This is a genomic window from Paenisporosarcina cavernae (genome assembly GCF_003595195.1).
GTDB lineage: Bacteria > Bacillota > Bacilli > Bacillales_A > Planococcaceae > Paenisporosarcina > Paenisporosarcina cavernae.
On sequence record NZ_CP032418.1, the window covers coordinates 1,481,634 to 1,506,039 of the forward strand.

Annotated in this window: 20 protein-coding genes and 1 other annotated feature; of the genes, 5 read left to right on the forward strand and 15 right to left on the reverse strand. The window is 38.6% G+C overall.

The window, feature by feature from the left end:
* Positions 1-12: 12 nt before the first annotated feature.
* Positions 13-1,647, reverse strand: coding sequence for a GspE/PulE family protein (locus D3873_RS07565; protein ID WP_119883494.1), 1,635 nt, complete (start codon positions 1,645-1,647; stop codon positions 13-15).
* A 96-nt stretch (positions 1,648-1,743) separates the two neighbouring features.
* On the opposite strand from D3873_RS07565, the gene D3873_RS07570 reads away from it, so the two are divergent.
* The 3 genes from D3873_RS07570 to D3873_RS07580 are packed head-to-tail and all read left to right on the forward strand — an operon-like array spanning position 1,744 to position 3,947.
* The gene (locus tag D3873_RS07570; protein WP_119883495.1) at positions 1,744-2,193 is read left to right on the forward strand and encodes a prepilin-type N-terminal cleavage/methylation domain-containing protein; all 450 of its coding nucleotides are present in this window, start codon (positions 1,744-1,746) and stop codon (positions 2,191-2,193) included.
* Complete coding sequence (locus D3873_RS07575) at positions 2,183-2,605, forward strand: type II secretion system protein (RefSeq protein WP_162920166.1); 423 nt, start codon at positions 2,183-2,185, stop codon at positions 2,603-2,605. The genes D3873_RS07570 and D3873_RS07575 overlap by 11 nt, the downstream gene beginning before the upstream one ends.
* A 10-nt stretch (positions 2,606-2,615) precedes the next feature.
* Positions 2,616-3,947: a type II secretion system protein gene (locus tag D3873_RS07580; RefSeq protein ID WP_119883497.1), complete on the forward strand. Its 1,332-nt coding sequence runs from the start codon at positions 2,616-2,618 to the stop codon at positions 3,945-3,947.
* A 153-nt stretch (positions 3,948-4,100) separates the two neighbouring features.
* Here D3873_RS07580 and D3873_RS07585 read toward each other — a convergent pair whose 3' ends face one another.
* From D3873_RS07585 to D3873_RS07600, 4 genes are all read right to left on the reverse strand, one after another.
* Positions 4,101-5,447: a VanW family protein gene (locus tag D3873_RS07585; RefSeq protein WP_119883498.1), complete on the reverse strand. Its 1,347-nt coding sequence runs from the start codon at positions 5,445-5,447 to the stop codon at positions 4,101-4,103.
* Positions 5,431-5,958 (reverse strand): hypothetical protein, encoded by a 528-nt coding sequence (locus D3873_RS07590; RefSeq protein WP_119883499.1) that lies wholly within the window; start codon positions 5,956-5,958, stop codon positions 5,431-5,433. Before D3873_RS07590 ends, D3873_RS07585 begins: the two co-directional genes overlap by 17 nt.
* Positions 5,959-6,090: 132 nt before the next feature.
* Complete coding sequence (locus D3873_RS07595) at positions 6,091-7,806, reverse strand: sensor domain-containing diguanylate cyclase (protein ID WP_119883500.1); 1,716 nt, start codon at positions 7,804-7,806, stop codon at positions 6,091-6,093.
* Positions 7,807-7,869: 63 nt separating this feature from the next.
* Positions 7,870-9,093, reverse strand: a complete 1,224-nt coding sequence (locus tag D3873_RS07600) for a bifunctional folylpolyglutamate synthase/dihydrofolate synthase (protein WP_119883501.1) — start codon at positions 9,091-9,093, stop codon at positions 7,870-7,872.
* Positions 9,094-9,166: 73 nt separating this feature from the next.
* On the opposite strand from D3873_RS07600, the gene D3873_RS07605 reads away from it, so the two are divergent.
* Entirely contained in the window at positions 9,167-10,045 is an 879-nt protein-coding gene (locus D3873_RS07605; RefSeq protein WP_119883502.1) for an ATP-grasp domain-containing protein, read from the forward strand.
* Complete coding sequence (locus tag D3873_RS07610) at positions 10,042-10,836, forward strand: ATP-grasp domain-containing protein (protein ID WP_119883503.1); 795 nt, start codon at positions 10,042-10,044, stop codon at positions 10,834-10,836. The genes D3873_RS07605 and D3873_RS07610 overlap by 4 nt, the downstream gene beginning before the upstream one ends.
* A gap of 158 nt (positions 10,837-10,994) precedes the next feature.
* Here the strand turns inward: D3873_RS07610 and D3873_RS07615 are convergent, their stop codons facing one another.
* The 10 genes from D3873_RS07615 to lon form a co-directional block, all read right to left on the reverse strand.
* Entirely contained in the window at positions 10,995-13,640 is a 2,646-nt protein-coding gene (locus tag D3873_RS07615; protein WP_119883504.1) for a valine--tRNA ligase, read from the reverse strand.
* 65 nt (positions 13,641-13,705) lie between these two features.
* Positions 13,706-13,922: a binding site (T-box leader), on the reverse strand.
* A gap of 220 nt (positions 13,923-14,142) precedes the next feature.
* Positions 14,143-14,634 carry a hypothetical protein gene (locus tag D3873_RS07625; protein ID WP_119883506.1) on the reverse strand — a complete coding sequence of 164 codons (492 nt, stop codon included), beginning with the start codon at positions 14,632-14,634 and terminating at the stop codon, positions 14,143-14,145.
* A 49-nt stretch (positions 14,635-14,683) separates the two neighbouring features.
* Positions 14,684-15,976 (reverse strand): glutamate-1-semialdehyde 2,1-aminomutase, encoded by a 1,293-nt coding sequence (gene hemL, locus D3873_RS07630; RefSeq protein ID WP_119883507.1) that lies wholly within the window; start codon positions 15,974-15,976, stop codon positions 14,684-14,686.
* A complete protein-coding gene (hemB, locus tag D3873_RS07635; protein WP_119883508.1) occupies positions 15,973-16,956 on the reverse strand; it encodes a porphobilinogen synthase in 984 nt (327 codons plus the stop codon). Before hemB ends, hemL begins: the two co-directional genes overlap by 4 nt.
* A 5-nt stretch (positions 16,957-16,961) precedes the next feature.
* Entirely contained in the window at positions 16,962-17,687 is a 726-nt protein-coding gene (locus D3873_RS07640) for a uroporphyrinogen-III synthase (protein WP_119883509.1), read from the reverse strand.
* Positions 17,680-18,609, reverse strand: a complete 930-nt coding sequence (gene hemC, locus D3873_RS07645) for a hydroxymethylbilane synthase (RefSeq protein WP_119883510.1) — start codon at positions 18,607-18,609, stop codon at positions 17,680-17,682. Before hemC ends, D3873_RS07640 begins: the two co-directional genes overlap by 8 nt.
* 14 nt (positions 18,610-18,623) lie before the next feature.
* Positions 18,624-19,454: a cytochrome c biogenesis protein CcsA gene (gene ccsA / locus D3873_RS07650; protein WP_119883511.1), complete on the reverse strand. Its 831-nt coding sequence runs from the start codon at positions 19,452-19,454 to the stop codon at positions 18,624-18,626.
* 124 nt (positions 19,455-19,578) lie between these two features.
* Entirely contained in the window at positions 19,579-20,946 is a 1,368-nt protein-coding gene (gene hemA / locus D3873_RS07655) for a glutamyl-tRNA reductase (protein ID WP_119883512.1), read from the reverse strand.
* A gap of 499 nt (positions 20,947-21,445) precedes the next feature.
* Positions 21,446-22,045, reverse strand: coding sequence for a ribosome biogenesis GTP-binding protein YihA/YsxC (gene yihA, locus D3873_RS07665; protein WP_119883514.1), 600 nt, complete (start codon positions 22,043-22,045; stop codon positions 21,446-21,448).
* Positions 22,042-24,366 (reverse strand): endopeptidase La, encoded by a 2,325-nt coding sequence (gene lon / locus D3873_RS07670; protein WP_119883515.1) that lies wholly within the window; start codon positions 24,364-24,366, stop codon positions 22,042-22,044. Before lon ends, yihA begins: the two co-directional genes overlap by 4 nt.
* Positions 24,367-24,406: the final 40 nt, after the last annotated feature.

Sequence of the window (24,406 nt, forward strand, 5' to 3'; positions counted from 1 at the left end):
TTCACGTCCTTTTTATTCGTTGGTTACTTTTAGCACTTCTTCAAGAGTCGTGATGCCTGCTTTTACTTTTAATAAACCATCATCTATTAACGGGATCATGCCTTGTTTCATCGCTTCTTTTTTCACATCTTGCATACTCGCTTGATTAAACAGCATGGACCGAATAGTATCTTCTACAACGAAAATTTCATGAATACCGATTCTTCCTTTAAAGCCAGTGCCACGACACTTGTCACAGCCTTTTCCAAATGAAATCGTGGAAAGATCAATCATTCGACGCTCAAAAATCTTCTTCTCCATTTCATTCGGCTCCCTTGTTTCGACACAATGAACACATATTTTCCGAACGAGTCGTTGCGATACAACTCCACTTAACGCAGAAATCACCATGTATGGTTCTACATTCATGTCTAATAAGCGCGGAACTGTACTAATTGCATCATTTGTATGTAATGTACTTAAAACAAAATGGCCAGTTAAAGCAGATCTTACTGCAATTTCAGCCGTTTCTTCATCTCGAATTTCTCCAACCATAATGATATTCGGATCTTGACGAAGTATCGCCCGCAATCCAGCTGCAAACGTCAATTGTATAGAGGGATTTACTTGGACTTGGTTAATTCCTTCAATTTGATATTCTACAGGATCTTCTATCGTGACAATATTTGTTCCTTCACTATTTAAATGTTGTAATGCTGAATATAACGTGGTCGTTTTTCCCGAACCTGTAGGGCCGGTAAGTAATACAAGTCCAGATGGTTGTTCAATTAGTTGAATAAAGGATTGTAAATAGCGTTTATTTAAATCTAAATTGTTTAATGTTTTCAATCCTTTTGCTGGATCTAAAATACGAATAACTACCTTCTCACCATTAATCGTGGGTAATATTGATAAGCGCAAATCGTACGTTTGATTTCCCATGGTTAGGCGTATTTTACCGTCTTGTGGCAGTCGTGATTCGGTAATATTTAGATTCGCCATGATTTTCAGTCGGGCAACCAATGAAGCAAATGCCTCTCTCCCTAGAACGCGATCTCGTTTTAATACGCCATCAACTCGGTAACGAACGATTAATTGATCTTCGTGAGGGTCTATATGTATATCTGATGCACCTAAAGCTATCCCCTGAGAGAAGAGTTGATTCGATAATTTAATAGCAGGTGCTTCTTCCGAGTTGTCATACGCGGCTTCACCAGCCGTTTCGTACAAAATCGATTCACTTGTTTTCGTGAACTTTTCAATGCTGTCTAAAATGTCGTTTTTAGAAGAAATGACAGGGACAACTTTAAAGCCTGTCCGTAATTCGATGTCGTCAATTGTCATATAATCCAGTGGATCGGCCATTGCTACAGTTAACGTGTCATCCCTTTTAAGAATCGGCAAGGCATAATTTCGAATGCTGTATTCTTTTCCTACAAGAGACAACAGAGTTTCATCAATTGGATACATCGTCAAGGAAACGTGCGCAATTCCTAACTGGTACTCTAGCACTTCTATTAGCTGCTGATCTGTCAGAAACCCACGTTTAACTAATGCATCCCCTAATCTTTCTTGTGAAGATTTACGCTGCAATGTTTCAACTAACTGTTCTTGCGTAATAATATTCGTTTCAACAAGTAAGTCTCCTAAACGTTTTCGTTCCGGCATATCAAACGACCTCTCTGTGGGTAAATGTTGTATACTTCTAGTATATAAGATACAGTAGGTAAATTGATAGAAACTTTTGACAAAGGGGGATGTTAGATGCAGCGAAATGAAGGTTTTACATTAATCGAAGTATTAGCTTCTATCGTGTTAATCAGTCTCCTCTTTTTGTCTTTTTTTAGTTTATTTCCTCACATTTCATTTTTAAATGACAAGACGGCAGAGAATTTAACAGCTGCAACCGTCGCAAAAGAGATTCATGCGGAGCTGAAACAGCAAACCTATACATACTCTCCAACTCAACCTATTACAATCATCAACAGTACTCCGCCAACAGTAGACGGAAATATCGTGAGATACCAAGGGTCATATAGAGGATTCGATGTAACGATCGAAATCGATGGAAACAAAATCTTTAGCGGACAAACAGTGGAGTTAACACAAGTCCATGTGAAGGTGTATGATCAAAAAGCTCGTCCGATTGATGAGACAACGAACCCTTTAAGTGAAACATATGGATATGTTGAGGTGTCAAACAATGAAGAATGAAAAAGGAGTTACGCTCGTTGAATTACTTGCTTCCATCGTCTTAGTTGGGTTATTCGGCACTATTATATGGACATTATTTTTTCAAGGTTTTTCTTTTAACGAAACAGAAGTTTCCAAGCAACAAATCCAACAAGAAGCAACGCTACTTCTAAATGGAATAGATGCCGTTCATCAAAAAGGGAAACCGTATAGCATTACTGTTACTCCAACGAGTGTTATCCTGAGTGATACAAATTCGAACGAGATTTTATTTGAAAGTACTAGACAAGGAATAACTTATGAACTAGTTTCCATAACAAAGAATGACGTAGTCCCTAAAACGGAAAGTTTATCAATTGATCTACTCGTTAAAAGTGAGCGAAATACTAACCTTACAGCAGAAGTAAAAACCACATTTAGGAAACTGAAATAGGAGGTGCCAGATGAAACAACTTACGAATGAAAGAGGTTATACGTTACTGCTGACGTTAGTTATTGCAGTCTTAATCGTAGGATTCATTAGCCTCTTATTAGCTGGTACGCTCACCCAACAAACACAAGTAGAAAAAACAGATCACAATTTTGTAGCAGACGATGTTGCCGAAATGGGAATGGAATATTATCGTGCCGATATTTTAAATAAGTACGTGATAACTGCAAAGGAAGTCAAAACTGCCATACAGGACGCTATAACTACGAATCCAGAAAAATATGTTACAGCAACTCAAGTTCAACAGTTAGAGCAAGAGAAAGAAGAAGCGGGTATTAATAGCCTTCGAGGATACATAGAGGCTTATACATTATCGAACCATTTAGTAGAAAAGGATAAATCCGAATTTCAATTATATTCTGTTCCCAAAACCTCACTTGCATCGAATGCTGTACAAGTTAAAATCGAGCTAAAAGGAAATTATTTAGAGGCGGTTCAATTAAGTACACTCTCTCTGTTATTACCCATCAACTTAGTAAACACTAATTTTAATGGCGGAAGTGGAAATGGTTCAGGCGGAAATAGTTATGATCAGTTATTTCCAACTCCCGATTTCCAACTTCCTGAAAACATTTCAGCATGTGATGACGCATTTTCAAATTCACCTTGCAAAATTTATGATACAAAAGTCAATTTATCAACTATTCCCGACGACACAGTTGTCTATTTCGTAGGTAATCTTTCTGCAAATCAAACACTTATGGGATTAGACGGAAGAAATGGAACATTGTACTTATTAGGAAATTTAGATATACAAAATTCCACCAATATTGAAAATGTGAATGTTTTTATTCAAGGAGAGTCCTCCTACAATCATTTAGAGGCAAAAAACGCTAAATTCTACTACGGAGATGACTTAGATTTTAAAATTGAAACCACATTTACGAACTCTATCATTCGGATTGCAGGCACCGCAGTTCAAGGTAGCAATTCGCATGGAAATAAAGGAATAGAGTTGGATCATTCTACGTTGTCATTTGAAGGTGCCAACAACACAATTAGTAAAATCACGATGAATCATAACGCAAAGGTTTGTGTTGCAAATAATACGACAATTGATGTGATTGATCATTCAAGCGGCACTATTTACGTGAAAGAAGGGGTTACGTTCTCTCCATCCACCCATTTATCAAAGAACTATGTGCAAGTACTTTCTGATGCTGAATTTACCTCCACATGTATTGGGACACCCTCTGGTGGTAGTACTTCAGTTAAAACTGATATAAATGTTAACTTAGAAAACATTACAAACGACGTAGAATATGATATTCAAACTCCTGAATAATAAAGCAAGTTAGCATTAGAATAAAAACCGAACGATATCGACGTACTTCTTCCGTGTCGAAATCGTTCGGTTTTTTTAAGAAACTAGATGCTATCGAGATTGAAAAGCTTCACTTGAAACTTCGTTTTTTTATTTCATCAGACTTCTAGCTTTTTATTTCCCAACATGATGCTGATCATCCTTTTCGATTGAATCCGGATCATCCGAATCGTCCGTACCTCCAGGAGGTGTTCCTGTTGGATTCGAGTCGTCATCTGTTGAAGGTGTTCCTGTGGACGGTGTTGTAGGAGTGTTTGTCTGTCCTCCGGAAGAATCATATGTTGAACCAGGGCTTGCTGGTGAACCATTTTGTTCAGGTGAAGCCACTTCTTGTAAGCGGTACTGTATTTCATTGATTGGAAAATACGTATCAACAGATTGAACAAAAGTATCTATTTCGTCACTACCTATAAAGATTGTTCGGGATACTGTCACTTCTCTTCCTTCTTTACCAAGCTCTGTTTTCACTAAATATGGATTAGTGACAAGCTGGATTTGCACACGAAACGGCAATACGTTTTGATCACTTTTTTGTGCAGTTACGTGTAAGTCTGTCATTCTGGAACGAATTTCCACGCTCAATGTAGAGCCAGAAATGGATGACTGAATGGTGATGGGATAGCCATAGCTATTTTTGATGACGAGATCAGTCGTTTCCGAAAGATACGCTTCCGTTCCTAGTGGAACATTGTATTGATTTGACTCACTAATACTACGAGAGACTACTTCTATCGGTGCATTCAATGATGCAGCATAAAGTGTAGATGCAAGTTTCGTTTTAAATTCAGCAGAATAAAGCCCAGTTGGATCGTCATTAAGTAACGTGTTCAAGGAAATCTTTTCACCAATGGGTACGGAAATTGTCGAGTGGTTCCGAATCCAATTTGTTGGGCTTTCGTCTTGCACATTTATTGGAAGAGAAGCATCACTTATTGTCCCTTCATCTGCTGACACTTCTGACATGTAGCGGATGAGATTTACTGGAACTGACGACTTCTCATAGTGAGCCGCTTTTTCTGTAAGAAGTTGCTTTAGTGCTTGAAAATCATGCTGTTCTTGGGCATGCCTATATCCGATTTCTTCTAGTGATTGTTGCAATTTAACCTCGTCAACTAACACCAACAAGTCGTTTTGAGTGCCATTTTTTGCTTCTGCTATCGAGTTTTCCATATCAAATTGAATGACCTCCGGATTTAACAGCACTTGTTTAAAAAGGACTTGCATTGAAATTGGATAGTTTTCTTGCCAATTAACTATGTCCTTTTCGAGTACTTTTTTTGCTTGCTGCGGGGTCAAACCAGAAACGTCTGTTTCGCCAATGGTAGTACCGTCTTCAAAAGGTGAATTTACCGTTCCGAATATAGCAGAAGAGACAGTGGAGAAACCAAATGTTCCAGCCAATAAAATAACGCCAATTAGAAGAGTGATGAGGAAAAACTGTATACTATTCTGTCTTTCCACGTGTATCTTCCCCCTTCTCTTCTTCACTCCATAATTTTTCCATTCGTTTAGACATCCATTGATCGGAAAGATCCTCTAAAGGATGATCGATTGCAAGAGTTGGCGCAACTTCTCTTTTAGATTGCACAATATCAGTTGTAAGCGGTTTTTCCATTCGAAGAGATTTCACAAATAATGATGTATCATTTGTAGAAGTGACTTCTTCTAAATCGTTCCCAACATGAAAAGCTTTGGAATGAATATATGTATTAGATGTTTTATCCCAATGATTCCGATCATACCAAAGATGCTTTTTTCCAAGTAAAATGGCTAGTGCTCCGCTTAGCAGAATAAAGAACAGTACACCGATTAGAGGGGTATATAAAATTCCTATCCAAAATGCTAGTAAAAAACTGCCCACAGCACTTGAACCCAGAAGAACTGTATGTTTATTACGATGGAATCCGGGGACAAACAATAACACGATGACGACACATACGAGACCAAATATCATTCCTATGAGTAATTGCATAGTTAATCCCCCCTTTCTTCTTATTATACGATTTAACGGTATCGGTACACCAGTTGAATATGTAACATCCAAACTTTCTTAATAGAAAAAAACCATCTTCCACATTGCATGTGAAAATATGGTTTTTTCGTGTTATTTTATATATTCTGCTACCCGATTGCGTCCTTCTCGTTTCGCCCCAATATACAATGCTCGATCGGCATTTCGAATAAGCGACATTCCTTCATCACTATCCTCTGGAGCTGTTGAAATCCCAATACTCGCAGTAATAGTCACTTCTTGTATTTGAGGTCGATCCGCTAGTCCCATATTAATCGCAAATGGTGTTTCTTCAATTACTTTTCGAAGTCTTTCTGCTAGTTCCAATGTTTTTTGTTTGGACATATTAGGAAGAAGAACGACAAATTCCTCTCCGCCATAGCGTGCAAGAGTGCCTAGCTCTCCTAACTCCCTTTCAAGAAGACGAGAGAAAGCGACTAGTATTTCATTTCCACTTTGATGACCATACGTATCATTGATCATTTTAAAATGGTCAATATCTAACATCATTAATGATAATTGTCGTAGCTTTCCATTTAATAACTTATTCATTTCAAGCTCTAAACAATGATCAAAGTAGCGATAATTATATAGTTTTGTAAGACCGCACCGTTCGCTCTTAGACACTGCATCTTCCACGTACTTCGCTTTTTCTAAGGAAACAGCAAAATAGCTACATAATAGCTGTAAAATCTGAAGTTGATGCGTTTCAAAGGCAAATTTCTTCGTCGAGGCTAACAAGAAAACTCCTTCGATTCGTTGGTTACGGCTTATGGGAACAGCCATAATGCTTTCCACATTATCTGGTAAATACGTAAGTGGAATATGATTCCATTCTGAACGTGTGTGATACAAGTAAGATTTGTCTTTTTTCCAGACCCTTCCTGGTATCGAATTGACTAAATCCTTTGATGAAACAATAGGTTTTGCTTCTTGACCATTTACGTAAGCGAACATCACGTACATTTCATCTGATTTTCTTCTAATATCCACTATATACGAGAACTCGGTGGGAAATAATTCGTTCACGCGTTGTAAGAAAATATTAAAGATCTCATCCACAGTATGTTTACCTGCGAGTTGTTGACCAATTTCACTTGCGACATTTAAATCGTCATTAATCTTCTCAGAGCTGTTATACATCCGTACTACTAGTGATATCATCACAAATGGAATACCAAGAAGTAAGAATCCAATGACTCCTACATGCAGATTTAGTAAATAAAGCATAATTCCAAATGGAAGAGTGATGACCATTCCTGCGTAATCCCATAAAGTATCGATACTCATAAATTTGGCATCTGGATCTTTAAAATATTTTAAATAACCAAATAAAAATAAATGGTTGGCAAACATATTCACAAGTTGGAATATAACGGAGTACAACAAAATACTTCCAATTTGGGCATTTTCTCGATCAAATCCAAGGGAATAGACTGCTAAACCACTGACAACCGAAACGGAAAAGAACATAAGTGAGTTGAAAAACATCCGATAAAATTCATCTTTTGAAAATAATTTCAAATAAAAGAATAAGGGAATAATCGCAATCTGCATGACAATCATTTCAACTAGAATTCCATATTGCAAAAAGACCGCTAAGTTGACCCACTGAATCAACATAATAGTTGTTCCTGCAACTTTAAATGGAAGAATAGATGCAAGTAAAGCCAATGCTACATATGCGAGTAAGATGCCCCAGTTCACTTCATCTGGACGGTCGAACTGAAAAAGAGAATACGTGGAAATCGGCACTATTGCTATCCACATAATGATAAAACCGATCCGTTGACCCCAAGTCACTTCCATAGTCTCTCTCCTTAGTTCAAAATGTTTACAATATTTTCACTTTATCAGAATAAAAATGATTTGTCATTCAGTTTTTTCCGATTTTTTGAACAATCGAATGGTTTCTTGATAAATCTCTGCCAGTAAATAAAGAGATCCTACAACAATAGTCACATTTTCTTCTTGAAGCGATAGTGTCATCGCCTCAAAAGGGTTGTGGATGACTTGTTTGTATGTAGCATGTGAGAGCTCGGCTAATTCTTCTGGTTTTCTTGAACGTTCCTCTTGGAATGAAACAAAAGTGAATGTTGTACTGACTGTTTCTAAAGACCGTAACATGGCAGAAGCATCTTTTCCTTGAATCATTCCGACAATAAAATGCACGTTGTTTTCTAGTCCCAGTTCTTGAATCGTCTCCACTAATTTTTCGATACTTGCAGGGTTATGTGCGCCGTCTAAATAAAGGCGATCATTGACTTTTTCAAACCGAAGAGGCATATGTATGGTGGCTAATACCTGTTCTGCTACTTCCTGTTGGAAAGAAAATCCTAACGAAGTAGATAGGAGTTGTACAGCAAATAAGGCTAATGCTGCGTTCTGACGCTGGTGCTTACCGTTAAGCGACAAAGCCCCATGATAAGGAGGTACTTCATTCCCAAAAACAAATAGATCTGACTGATTCTCACGCGCGTAGTCACGAACAACTTTCATGGCATCCTTTTGAAGTGGCCCGCAAATAACAGGACGGTTTGACTTAATGATGCCTGCTTTATGTGTCGCGATTTCCGACAAAGTTGTGCCTAAAAAACGTTCGTGATCCTTTGCGATGCTAGTAATGACACTGACGAGCGGTGTGACAACATTCGTACTATCTTCCAATCCTCCCATTCCAGTTTCAATGACTGCTACCTCAATATTCGCATGTCGAAAAGTAAGGAACGCAACACACGTCAGTAATTCAAAATCTGTCAGCTTCCCGCTAAGATTTGTCCTAGATATTTCTTCGAAGGCTTCATTTAGTTCTTTTTCGGTAACATCGTTTAATCCTACTTGAATCTGATCATGGACATCCACGAAACTTGGAGAAAAAAATGCCCCTACGCGTTTCCCATGAGCAAGTAAAAGTTGCTGGATCATTTTCACGGTTGACCCTTTTCCGTTCGTTCCTGCCACATGAATCACTTTAATAGCACGTTCAGGATGACCAAGCACTTTCATCGCCTCCTGCATGGAAGTCAAGCCTGGCTTGATCTCTGGACTACTTTGAATTTGCCACTGTTCTTTATAAAGATTAAATTTTGGTATCACTATCCACACCGCTTTCTTTTCGTGCTACTATCACAATATGGTGTAATTATACACTTAATCAGGAGGGCGAACGATGCGTACGTGTTGGATAATTTACAATGGCAGTTTACAATCAGAAAAGTTTATTGATCAAGCCCATTTAGTGGGAGAAGCGGCTACGAAAGTTGGCATTCAACCTATCTTTTTACGAAATTATGAAGTTCAAATGGATCTTCAGGGGACGATTAGTTCTCCTCCTGACTTTGTCATCATGTTAGACAAAGATATATTACTCGCAAATTATTTAAAATTAGCAGGAATACCTGTATTTAATGATCCGGATGTTATTGAACGCTGTGACAATAAAGCTAAGCAGTATTTAACACTTGCAGCTCATCACATTCCAATGCCAAAGACAATTCTTGCTCCGAAAGTGTACCCCGATTTCACCATTGAGGAGTCTGGCTATTACGACACGATATTACATGATTTAGGTCTCCCGATGATTATTAAAGAAGGAAAAGGATCGTTTGGGATGAAAGTATATTTAATCGAAACGAAAGAGCAATTTATGGAAAAAGTTCGAGCACTCCGTGGAATCGATTATGTATTTCAGGAGTTTATCGCTTCAAGTCGTGGCAGGGATATTCGAGTGAATGTCGTGGGAAATGAAGTTGTTGCCGCGATGTATCGCTATTCTGAAACTGATTTCCGTGCAAATATTACAAACGGTGGAAAAGCACTTCGCATTGAGTTAACCGAAAACCAACAAGAAACGGCGATTGCTGCTGCAAAAGCTGTTGAAGCGGAATTTGCCGGTGTAGATTTATTATTTGGTGAAAATGAAGAACCCATTGTATGTGAAGTCAACGCCGCAGCGCATATTCGGAACATATACACTGTCACTGGGATTAATGTTGCCGATTCTATGATTGCTTACATTCAAAGAAAATTAGCAGCGGTTCAATCATGAAGGCTGCATTAGTATATGAAGAAACAGAAGCGATTCGGAATCAAGATTTTATCAATCGTCTCATTGGAGAAGCTTCTAAACACTCCATATCTATGTCACTAATTCGAGATGGTAAAGATGAGATTCCAGAAGATGTCGATTTTGTTTTTTTTCGAATGAGAAACCCGAAACGATCTCAAGAACTTGAAGCGAAAGGATATTACTTGGTGAATCGTTCTCAAGTAAATGTCCTCGCAAATGACAAATGGAAATCGTACCAACTTGCATTGTTGCAAAACATACCAGTTGTTCCGACGCTTCTCTGGAAAGAAAATACAACTCTTTCCTTTCCGTGTGTTGTAAAAAGCAGGTATGGCTATGGTGGTTCAGATGTATTTTTACTGCAATCGTCCGAGGATTATCAACATCTAAATATTCCTTTTTCCTTTGAAGAAGCTATTGTTCAGCCTTACATCGAAACAAACGCAACCGATATTCGTGTATTTATGATTGGCGAAGAGGTTCAAGGTGCTGTTAAACGACAAGGAAAGGACTCCTTTAAATCCAATTACTTACTGGGTGGTTCGGTGGAAACCTTTAGTTTAGCATCATGGCAAATTGATCACGTAACAACATTAGCGAAAGCCATTAAAAGTGATTATGTCGGATTTGACTTCTTGCTGCTCGAGGATGGAACGTGGTTATTTAATGAAATGGAAGATCCGGTGGGTGCGAGATCGTATTACGCAACAACGGGTATAGATATTGCTGTTCCGATAATGGAACATATTTATACAAAACTAAGTAAGTAAGCGATGCGACCAATTTCGATTGGTCGTTTTTTTATAAAGAATCGATCTTCTTGCCCCGAGAATCGATCGCCTCAACCAGAGAATCGATCGGCCCCCCTTTTCCTACCTCCAAACATAAAGAAACTCCCCATCCGAAGTGGATTGAGAGTTTCTCATCGCTATGCTAAGTTTTTCAATTCGTCAATTCGTTTTTGGACTGCTTCGAATTTTTCAAGGTAGTCTTTTTCTTTCGCACGCTCTTCCGCGACAACTGCTTCTGGTGCTTTTGAAACGAAACGTTCATTTGAAAGTTTACCTTGTACAAGTTTTACTTCTTTTGCCCATTTTTCCAGCTCTTTTTCTAGACGTGCTGTTTCACTTACTACGTCAATTAATCCTACTAATGGCAAGTAGATTTCTACTCCTGTAACGACGGATGACATTGCCTGCTCTGGAGCTTGCAAGTCTTTACCAATCACAAGAGGTTCTGGATTACAGAATTTTTCTAGATAAATCGCATTTTCCTGTAAGATTGATTCTGTTTGATCGTCTTTTGCAGAAAGGTACAGCGGAACTTTCTTGCTCATTGGTGTTTGAACTTCTGCACGAATTGTCCGTACTGCACGAATAATTTCAGATAATACTTTCATATCTGCTGCTTTTTCTGGATTCGATAAAGCTGGATCTGCTACTGGCCACGGGGCAACTGTAATAGACTCACCTTGATGCGGAAGCTTTTGCCAAATCTCTTCTGTAATGAAAGGCATGAATGGATGCAATAAGCGCATTGTTTGATCTAAAACATATGCTAATACAGAGCGTGTCATTTGTTTCGCTTGTTCATTTTCACCATAGAGTGGTAATTTAGACATTTCAATATACCAATCACAGAAATCATCCCAAATGAAATTATAAAGTGTACGACCAACTTCTCCGAATTCATATTTATCGGATAGTTTTGTCACTTGCTCGATTGTTTCATTCAAACGAGTCAAAATCCATTCATCAGCTACAGATTTTTCGCCTTGTAATGAAATATCTTCATAGCTCATGCCTTCAATATTCATTAAAACAAATCGGGAAGCATTCCAAATTTTGTTTGCGAAATTCCAAACAGATTCCACTTTTTCTATGGAGAAGCGCAAATCTTGTCCTGGTGAAGAGCCGGTAGATAAGAAATAACGTAGGGAATCCGCTCCGTATTGATCGATAACATCCATTGGATCGACACCATTTCCGAGCGACTTAGACATCTTACGTCCATCCTCTGCACGTACAAGTCCGTGAATGAGAACATCGTCAAAAGGACGTTTCTGTGTAAATTCAAGTCCTTGGAAAATCATGCGTGATACCCAGAAGAATATAATATCGTATCCTGTTACTAAAACATCCGTTGGGTAGTAACGTTTAAACTCTTCACTCAACTCATCTGGCCAACCCATAGTGGAAAATGGCCATAGTGCAGAAGAAAACCACGTATCTAACACATCTTCGTCTTGCTTCCAGTTTTCACTATCTTTTGGCGCATCGCTTCCAACATAAATTTCACCAGTCTCTTTATGGTACCAAGCTGGAATTCGATGGCCCCACCATAATTGACGAGAAATACACCAATCACGAATATTTTCCATCCAACGTAAATACGTATTCTCAAAACGATTTGGTACAAAGTTTACTTTTTCAGCACCAGCTTGTAGTTTAATTGCTTCATCTGCGAGTGGTTGCATTTTAACAAACCATTGTGTAGATAAATATGGTTCGACTACTGCACCACTGCGTTCTGAATGTCCAACCGAATGTAAGTGTTCTTCGATTTTGAATAAAACACCCATGTCTTGTAAATCGCTTACGATTTGTTTACGACACTCAAAACGGTCCATTCCTTCGTACTTACCTGCACGTTCATTCATTGTACCGTCTTCATTCATTACTAAAACACGTTCTAAATTGTGACGATTCCCAATTTCAAAATCATTCGGATCGTGAGCAGGGGTAATTTTCACTGCACCGCTTCCAAATTCCATATCTACGTAGTCATCTGCGATAATTGGAATTTCTCGTCCAGTTATCGGCAGTTTTACCGTTTTTCCAATTAAGTGTTGATAGCGCTCATCTTCTGGGTGTACCGCTACAGCAGTATCTCCGAGCATGGTTTCAGGTCGAGTTGTGGCGATTTCGATTGAATCCGTGCCATCTGCTAGTGGATATCGCATATGATAAAATGCACCCTGTACGTCTTGATAAATAACTTCGATATCAGATATCGCGGTTTTTGTTGCTGGATCCCAGTTAATGATATATTCTCCGCGATAGATGAGTCCTTTTTCATACAATTTCACGAAAACTTCTTGTACAGCTGTTGAGAGCCCTTCATCTAGCGTAAATCGTTCACGTGAATAGTCTAGACCTAGTCCTAATTTAGACCATTGTGCACGAATGTGAGAAGCATACTCTTCTTTCCATTTCCACGTTTCTTCTAAAAAGTTCTCCCGGCCAAGATCATAACGAGTTGTACCAGTTGCACGTAGTTTTTCTTCTACTTTAGCTTGTGTCGCAATCCCGGCGTGGTCCATCCCAGGAAGCCACAAAGCATCATACCCTTGCATCCGCTTCATTCGTACTAAAATATCTTGAAGAGTTGTATCCCATGCATGGCCTAAATGTAGTTTCCCTGTTACGTTCGGTGGTGGAATGACAATTGTAAAAGGTTCTTTATCGCTAGTAGGATCCGCTTCGAAAAATTTTCCTTTTAACCACCACTCATAACGACCTTGTTCAATTGCTTTAGGATCGTATTTGGTTGCTAAGTTTGTTTCTTCTGACATGGTTGTTCCTCCTCTGTCTTATCACTCATTTTTTTGGAAAACAAAAACTCCCTCGCCTTATGTTACATAAGGACGAAGGAGTTCGATTCGCGGTACCACCTTAATTCGCAGCTTTAATAAGCTACGCACTTCATAGAAATAACGGCTTTCCACCGGTTTTTGCTACTATATTCACAAAAACAGCTCCCGGGTGACATTCAATGATGTTTCAGTAGGGATTCACACCATTCTCCCCTCTCTTTAACTGAACACAAAATTTACTATCCCGATCAAAGCAATTTCGATATGTCATTCTGTTGATTGAAATTATTGTACCCGAAGTATTCCTGCTTCGTCAAGTAAAGGAAAGGAGTTGATCTTATGCGAAGATATAATCCTCATCTGCTGCCTCCATGGTTACGAAAATGTCGCTTTTATTGTAAAGATATTTGTGTACCAATCTTTTGTTTTCAATTTATACGGGTAATTTTTATTCCAACGACATTAGACGTATTTCTGCTTATTATTCTGTTGTTTCTTGTTTTCGCTTTTCACCACGATATGTTGTGAGAAAACTTTTGGAATATGATTCTTTTAATCGATGAAATGGTAAGTCCTTTTTACTAACTCTCGGATAGTCGCAATGGACAACTGCACCGATTTCTACTAGAGCGTTCTCCTTTACACTTACAACCGGATCTTCTATTCGTAACGCTGGTGCTTGTTCCGAGGGTGGGCATTCAACATATAAAGGGATTGCGTACTCAAAATAACCCACTCCATTTTTAATAAAGTCAATATCCTCAATTACGATGCCAGCTTCCCTCTCGGATGGTTCTTGTGCTTCCCGAATGTTAATTTCACAAGATAAATGATAAATTCCTTTCGCTTTCCATGCATCCTCACTTTTTTCCCAACTCGTAACGGGTACAATGCGACATGAGACAACTTCCGTTATTTCACCAATTTCTGGTACTAAACAACACGTTTCTTTTAATTCAAAAGAATAATTCAACAAAACCCCTCCTCTCATCAAATGTATGAGAAGAAGGGTTTTTTCATGTTTATTTCGCTAGTTTTTCAAAAACTTTTTCAAATGCTTGGACTGTTTTTTCAATATCTCCCTCTGTATGTGCAGTGGACAAAAACATTCCTTCAAATTGAGATGGAGGTAAATATACTCCCTCTTCTGCCATTAAACGATAGACATCCGCAAAAAGTGTTAGATCCGCCGTTTTTGCTTGATCGTAATTGGTTACTTTTTCATTCGTGAAGAAGAACCCAATCATTGAACCGGCACGATTTACACGATGAGGAATGTTATACGTAATCGCAGCTTTTTTGAAACCTTCTTCTAATAAATCTGCTAAATGATGAAAATGATCATAACTTTCCGGTGTTAACTTGGACAACGTAGCTAATCCTGCTGCCATCGCTAGAGGATTTCCTGATAATGTTCCCGCTTGATAAATGGGTCCACTTGGAGCAATCTGTGACATAATTTCTTTCTTCCCACCATATGCACCAACAGGAAGGCCACCGCCGATTACTTTCCCAAGACACGTCATATCCGGTTTCACATTATAGTATCCTTGGGCACAGTTGTATCCCACACGGAATCCAGTCATCACTTCATCAAAGATCAGAACGCTTCCGTACTGAGTTGTAACTGCACGAAGGTGTTCAAGGAATCCTTTATTCGGTGGAACAACTCCCATGTTACCTGCTACTGGCTCGACGATTACTGCAGCAATATCATCCCCAAAGCGCTCAAATACTGCAGTGATTGCAGCATCATCATTATAAGGAACAGTGATGGTATTTTGAGCAATCGATTCAGGAACCCCTGGGCTATCTGGTAATCCAAGTGTTGCAACTCCTGACCCTGCTTTGATTAATAAACTATCACCATGTCCATGGTAACAACCTTCGAATTTCACAATTTTGTTTCGACCAGTGTATCCACGAGCTGCACGCAGTGCACTCATCGTAGCTTCTGTACCGGAAGAAACCATTCGAATCATTTCCATAGATGGAACTCGCTCTTGTACAAGCTTAGCCAATTCTGTTTCAATTAACGTTGGTGCACCAAAACTAGTACCGCTAACTGCCGTCTCTTGAATTGCTTTTACTACATCCTCATCTGCATGCCCTAAAATAAGTGGTCCCCATGACAGGACATAGTCAATGTATTCATTCCCATCGATATCTATCATCTTTGAGCCTTTACCTGATTGAATGAATATTGGGTCCATATTAACCGATTTAAATGCACGTACTGGGCTATTAACGCCACCAGGCATATATTCTTTTGCTTCTTTAAAGGCAGCTATCGATTTGCTATAATCTCGGGTCATTTTGCTCCTCCTAACCATTTCGCAGCATCTTTCGCATGATACGTCATAATTAAGTCTGCTCCAGCTCGTTTCATACTAGTTAATGTTTCTAACACAATCCGTTCTTCGTCAATCCATCCGTTCGCTGCTGCTGCTTTGATCATGGCATATTCTCCACTCACATTATAGGCAACAAGAGGTAACACAAAATTGTTTTTCACATCACGTACAATATCCAAGTAAGAAAGTGCTGGTTTTACAATTAAGAAATCCGCGCCCTCTTCGACATCAGAAGCAGCTTCTCTCATTGCTTCTAAGCGATTTGCTGGATCCATTTGATACGTTTTACGGTCCCCAAATTGAGGTGTGCTATTCGCAGCATCGCGAAACGGACCATAATAGGCACTCGCATATTTCACCGCGTAAGACATAATAGGAATATGTTCATACCCAGCCTCGTCTAAACCGTAACGTATTGCTGCAACAAAACCATCCATCATATTGGAAGGTGCAATTATATCAGCACCTGCTTTTGCTTGTGCTACCGCAGTTCGTGCTAATAAATCAAGCGTAGGGTCATTTAACACTTTTCCATTTTCAATTACACCACAATGACCATGGTCGGTATATTCACATAAACATGTGTCTGCAATAACCATTAAATCTGGATGACGATCTTTCGCAAATCGAATTGCTTCTTGGACAATTCCATGATCATGGAATGCTTGTGATCCAATTGCGTCTTTCTCGTGTGGAATACCAAATAAAATCACAGAAGGAATGCCAAGTCGAACTACCTCGTCTAATTCTTCTCCTAGATGGTCTAATGAAAATTGGAATACTCCTGGCATGGAAGCAATGGGGTTTTTGATGTTATCGCCTTCTGCAACAAAAATTGGATAAATGAAATCATCCACGTGTAAACTTGTTTCTTTTACCATTCGACGCAACGTTTCAGTATGTCGTAATCTTCTATGTCTTGAGAATTGTAAATTCATCATTCATCCTACTTTCTATATACGATTTCCTGCAGAATATTCTCCCACGTAAATTTTTCAGGTTGATACGTTACGTGATAGCCGATTTCACGTAACGCTTTTGTCGTGACATTTCCAATGGAAGCCAATTCAATGGTTGAATCGATTGGTAATACCTTCTGAAGCTGACGGGCAGCTGAAGGACTACCCAAAACGACTATAATCGCAGATGATTTGTTTTCTGCTATGGTTGTACGGAATTTTTTTAATTCCGCAGGATTGCTTGTCGTGTTGTATATCTCCCACTCATCCACCTCGGACGGTAATTTTGTAGGAATAAGATCACTCGCCAAATTTCCTTTTACGAAAAGGACTCGTTTCGTCGTATATGGAAATTCTTCTACGAAAGTCGTCGCGTTATAGGTGGATGGCATAAAAGAAATAGTATATCCAAGTGTTTCTAATTTCGTTTTCGTTTTTTCTCCGACAACTGCGATTTTTGCATGAACAGGTCTGTTAGCTACAATTGCATGAAAGATGCGAACGGCATGTCCACTTGTGAAAATAATCCACTCATACTCCTTCCAATGTTCATTCACAAAATCAGGTACCGCATGTGAAGTTGGAGAAATTTGAATCAGAGGGTGACGCACGGTACGCGCACCAAGATCGGATGCTTTCTGTATCACTGTTTGAGGAACCGATGTTCCCGTAAAAATAATCAAGTGATTTGCAAGCGGGAAGGAATTAGACATTTAAATCTGCCTTTACTTGCTGGATTAGATCATATGCACCTTCTGCAGAAATTTTCGCAGCAATTTCTTTTCCAAGTTCTACCGGATTTTCTCCCTTCGTAGATTCCTTGTAGAAGACGTCACCTTCAGGTGAAGCAACTAATCCCGTAAAGGTAATTTCATTGCCATCGGTTGTCGCAAATCCTGCGATTGGTACTTGACAGCCGCCATCCATTTTGTGTAAAAAAGAACGTTCTGCTTGTACAGCTTTCCATGTCGCTTCATCTGTTAATTTTGCAAGTGATGCTAATAGCTCTACATCATCTTCGCGACATTCAATCGCTAAAGCACCTTGACCTACTGCTGGCAAACAAATATCCGTAGATAAGTACTCAGTTACCACGTCTTGACTCCAACCTAAGCGATTTAAACCAGCTGCTGCTAAAATAATCGCATCAAAATTTTCGTTTTTTAACTTATTTAGTCGAGTATCCACATTTCCCCGAATCCATTGAATTTCCAAATCCGGTCTAACTTGAAGCAACTGTGCACTTCGACGTAATGAACTTGTCCCAACTACTGCACCTTTAGGCAAATCCATTAGTTTCACATGATTGTTCGCTATGTAAGCATCGCGAGCATCTTCGCGTGGAGGAACACATCCTATGACAAGACCATCTGGTAATTCAGAAGGCATATCTTTCATGCTATGCACAGCAAAATCTATTTCTTTCGAATAGAGAGCTTGCTCAATTTCTTTCACAAATAGCCCTTTACCTCCTACTTTTGATAGTTGTACATCAACAATCTGATCACCTTTTGTCACAATTTCTTTAATATCAAATTCAAAAGGAGCTCCAGATTTCTTCATTTCTTCTATAAACCACTTTGTTTGGGTTAATGCTAATTTACTTCTACGTGATCCAACAATAATTTTACGCAATGTGAACATCCTTTCTATAACCAAAAATGAAACTCAGACAGACGACTTCCTAAGAAAAAGTTTAATAGAACAACTAAAAATGCATAAATATGTGCCCATGCATATTGTGTCCCTAGTAACGCATTTTTATGGTGCCGATATAATATAACACTATAAAAAATGAGCAGAATAAATGATCCGACAATTTTCATATCAAACAACGAAAAGGAATCAAGTGATAAATAAGCCCATTGCATACCTAATATGAGACTAAGTAATAACGATGGAATACCAATTATCATCGAAATGGTCATTCCTTTTTCCGTTTGATCTAGCGACGGCAAATTTCTCCATTGAATAGTCCATTTTTTCTTTTTTAATAATCGATATAAAAGTTGATACAACACGGAAAAAACAAACGATAATGAAAATGCGACATAGGAAATGATCGCAAACGTCACATGGATGAATAATAGCTCCGAAACTAAATTTTCACCGACTGGTGAGCGCTCGAGTTGAACTGGTGCAAACGTATGAATCATCATCATGACAAAACCAATAATATTTAACGAAAAAACGAGAATTTTCACCTTATACGTTAAATGTAACACAAGCGATAAGGTGATCAATAACCAAGCGTAAAAGTAAATCCCCTCAAAGAGTGTCAAGATGGGAAATCGATTGGTCTCCATCATATATAAAACGAGAAAGATAGACTGTAATACCCATACAATGGATACTAGGTAAAATCCATATTTCTCTGCACGCTTATTTTGATAGAAGAAATCGAGAAAGTATAAAACGAGGCTGATTGCGTATAGAACGACCATACCTTCATGCAATCTTGCCATGGTGATGTCTGTCACTTAGATTCCTCCTTCCACATAAAAAAGGCGTTTCGCAATGACAGTGTATCCTGCTTTTACGAAAACGCCTCCTTTGTTGTATCTTTTCAATCGTCCCTTGTTCATTCATTTTAATGGGTATAAATTAATAAATCCACTCTGCACTTTTTTGAGCCGTTGTTTCATCAGCCTTTTGAGCTTGGCGAACCTTTTCCAGCTCTTGTTGCCGTTTCTTTTCTACTTGAACTTCCTCTTCTATCCCAAAAATTTGTTGGAATAAAGCCAGTTGTTCATTAGCTTGCGAACTATTTGCAAGTTCTTTCGCTTGAAGAATAGGATCTTTTAATAATTGATTGATAATCGATTTTGTGTGTTTACTTAATATTTTACGCTCACGGTCCGTTAAGTCTGGCATTTTATTTTCAATACTAGCCATTGTTTCTTCTTGTATGGTTAACGCTTTTTTTCGTAATGCAGAGATAACAGGCACTACGCCTAATGTTCCAACCCATTCATTAAATTCAGTAAGCTCTGACTCGATCATTTTTTCAATCTCCATCGCAGAACGTTGTCTTTCTGCAAGATTCGCTTCTACTATTCCTTGTAAATCATCAATATCATACAAGAAAACGTTTGATAACTCTCCGATTCTTGGATCCAAATCACGAGGAACTGCAATATCTACCATGAATATTGGACGTCCTTTGCGAAGCTTTTCTACGAATTGCATTAACTCATAGTCAATAACGAATTCAGTAGATCCAGTAGAACTAATTAAAATATCCGCTTCTAGCAACGTGCATTGAAGCTCCGATAAATGCTTTGCTTGTCCACCAAATTTAGTCGCTAATTCTTGTGCTTTTTCAAAGGTACGATTAATCACCGTAATTTTTTCTGCCCCACTACCTTGCAGATTCTTAATCGATAATTCGCCCATTTTACCTGCGCCAAGAATGACAACATGCTTATTGCGAAGCGATCCGAAAATTTTCTTTCCAAGTTCCACCGCAGCGTAAGAAACTGATACGGCATTTTCACCTATTGCCGTTTCCGCATGTGCTTTTTTAGCAAACGTAACTGACTTTTTAAATAGTTCATTGAAAACAGTTCCTGTTGAACCTTCTTTTTGACCATTTAAAAAGCTAGACTTCACTTGTCCTAAAATTTGCGTTTCTCCTAATACCATGGAGTCAATTCCAGAGGTAACTTGGAATAAATGACGTACTGCTTCATCTTTTTCATGTTGAAAAAGATAGGCGGAAAACGTCTCCATCGGTAAATCAAACCATTCGGACAAAAATTTCTTAATATAATATTTCCCGGTGTGTAGTTGGTCGACCACCGCATAAATTTCAGTGCGGTTACAAGTAGATACGACAACATTCTCCAGAATACTTTTTTGTTTTTGTAATTCCTTCATTGCATCAGGTAATTCAGCCTCTACAAAAGACAATCGCTCGCGAATTTCCACTGGTGCAGTTTTGAAGTTTACGCCCACTACTATGGTATGCATGGTCACATGACACCTTTCCGTTCATTTTCATCGTACTAATTATAGCATAAACCCTCAGTTTTAAAGGATTTAATTGTGAACAAGGTATGAATTCCTGTCAGAAAACCGTTCATTTAGAATCATTCTAATTAAGTCTATCAAACCTGCATTGTTCATGCAAAGACAAGGCTTAAAGCGGAACATTTCAGGAAGCCTAGCGTTCTATATAAAATACGATTTATTGGAGAGGTTTACGATGTTCGATGCAACAAAAGAATTTATCGCAAGTTTTCTAACCGTAACAAGTTGGCTTCTTGTGCCAATTATATTGCTTCTTATAGTTGGTACTTTAATTGATTGGCACTTACTATTTGTTTTAACTGGAATGGTACTATTGTTTGTTAGTATGCGAATAATCGCCGATAAGTTAACAAAATATGTTTCAAGAAATGGTTGATTCCTTTCAATCCATAGAAAAGAGACATGGCATCTACGCTTACCATGTCTCCTATTTGAATTACTATCTCTCTATTTCTAGTTGCATACGACGCTCAAGTTCCGCCCAAGCTTCATCGAATCCTTTTCCTGTCTCAGCGGAAAAAAGAATGAGTGTATCATGAGCTTCCATATCTAATTCTTCCCGAATCATTTTCCGGTGCTTTTCCCACTTACCTTTTGGGATTTTATCTGCTTTTGTCGCGATAACCACACACGGAATATTATAATGTTTCAAGAAATCATACATCATACAGTCATCATCACTCGGTGGATGACGTAAATCGACGATTTGAACTACTGCTTTTAATACATCTCGACTTGTAATGTATTCTTCAATCATCCGTCCCCATGCTTCACGCTCTTTTTTGGAAACTTTTGCATATCCGTATCCGGGAACATCCACGAAAAACAATTGTTCTTCAATTTTATAAAAATTTAGCGTTTGTGTTTTCCCGGGTTTAGAAGAAATTCTGGCCATACTTTTTCTGCCGATCATCTTGTTAATAAAAGACGATTTCCCAACATTCGAACGACCAGCTAAAGCAAACTCTGGAAGTCCACCTTCTGGATATTGTTCAGGACGAACTGCGCTAATTACTAATTCTACGTTATGGACTTTCATGAGAGTCCTCCTTCTAACGCGATACGAAGAACTTCATCTGCTTGTGATACTAATTTAAACGTTAAATCATCACGAACACTTTCTGGAATATCTTCAATGTCTCGTTCATTGTCTTTCGGTAAAACAATTGTCGTTAAACCTGCGCGGTGAGCGCTTAACGTCTTTTCTTTCACACCGCCTATCGGTAATACTCTGCCACGTAACGTAATTTCACCTGTCATCCCAACTTCACGTCTAATAGGTCGCTTAGAAAGTGCAGAAACTAACGCTGTAGCGATTGTGATTCCTGCCGATGGACCATCTTTTGGAACTGCCCCTTCCGGAACATGAATATGAATATCACATGTTTCATGAAAATCAGCATCGAGTCCAAATTCTTCTGATTTTGATCGCACGAAGGACAGAGCAGTTTGAGCAGATTCCTTCATCACATCGCCTAATTTACCGGTTAATATTAATTTCCCTTTACCTGGAGAAAGCGATACTTCAATTTGTAAGGTATCTCCACCAACAGTCGTATAAGCAAGTCCTGTTGCCACACCAATTTGATTTTCTGTTTCCGCTTGTCCGTATCGGAACTTGTGCTTTCCAATGAGCTCTTCCAAATTTTTCGTTGAAATAATCATTTTTTTCTTTTCAGAAGAAACAACGATTTTTGCTACTTTACGACAAATAGACGCGATTTGACGCTCCAAGCTTCGAACTCCTGCTTCACGTGTATAATAGCGAACTAAACTCCGAATAGCATCTTCTCTAATTTGTAATTGAGACTTGGATAGTCCATGCTCCTTTAACTGACGAGGAACTAAATGGTTTTTCGCAATTTCTATTTTTTCCATTTCCGTGTATCCAGCAATCGTGATAATTTCCATCCGATCACGAAGTGGACCTGGAATGGTACTTAAATCATTTGCCGTAGCAATAAATAGAACATTTGATAAATTATATGGCTCTTCTAGATAGTGATCACTAAAGGAATGATTTTGTTCAGGATCGAGCACTTCTAACATCGCTGCAGAAGGATCACCTCGAAAATCATTGGACATTTTATCAATTTCATCTAGTAAAAAGACTGGATTAATCTTTCCAGCTTTTTTCATGCCTTGTATAATTCTTCCTGGCATCGCACCTACATACGTTCTACGATGTCCTCGAATTTCCGACTCATCTCGTACTCCACCTAACGAAATTCGTACAAATTGGCGTCCAAGTGATTCCGCAATGGATCTTGCCAACGACGTCTTTCCTACTCCTGGAGGGCCTGCTAAACATAAGATCGGGCCACGAAGAGATTGAGTCAATTGACGAACAGCTAAGTATTCTAATACTCGTTCTTTCACTGATTCTAATCCATCATGGTCACGATTTAATATTTTTTCGGCATGGTGTATATCGAGTCGATCTTTTGTAGCGTCTGACCATGGTAAAGAAACAAGCCATTCGAGATAGTTACGAATAACGCCACTTTCCGCAGCTGCTGCAGGAAGTTTTTCATAACGATCTAATTCTTTCAACGCTACTTTTTTCGTAGATTCTGGCATTTTGACGTCTTCGATTTTTTTCTTCAGATCGGCAATTTCACCAGTTTTTCCTTCTTTATCGCCTAATTCCGTTTGAATTGCTTTCATTTGTTCTCGCAAGTAAAACTCTTTTTGAGTTCGCTCCATGGCTTGTTTGACTCGTGCGTTAATTTTCTTTTCCATTTGAATAATCTCTTGCTCATTATGCAAACGATTCACTAACCATTCTAAACGCTCTAGTACGTCAAACATTTCTAATACTTCCTGTTTCCCACTGATTTTAAGTGGTAAGTACGATGCGACCATATCAGCTAATCTACCAGGTTCTTCAATATCAGCTACAGTAGCGTACGTTTCAGATGTTACTTTTTTAGAAACTTTCGAATACTTTTCGAAATACTCCAAGAGCATTCTCATTAATGCCTCATGCTCAGACGTTTTATCTGTAGAATCGTCATAATTTTTAATCGTTACTTCTGAGAAAGTATCTCCTTCCTCGTAATGACTCCATTTTGCACGATTTAATCCTTCGACAAGAACTCGAATCGTTCCGTTCGGAAGTTTAATCATTTGATTTACTTTTGCTAACGTACCCACTTCATACAAATCATCTGATTCCGGATTTTCAACATTCATCTCTTTTTGAGTGGCAAGAAAAACTAAACTATCTGATAGCATTGCATGTTCCAGCGCAGCTACAGAACGTTCTCTTCCTACATCAATATGTAATACCATCGTTGGGAAGACCATCAACCCTCTTAGTGGTAATAATGGTACTTGTTGCTGTTTCTTTTTCACCATACAGGAAGTCACCTCCATTCGATTCTTTCCCATTCCTGCG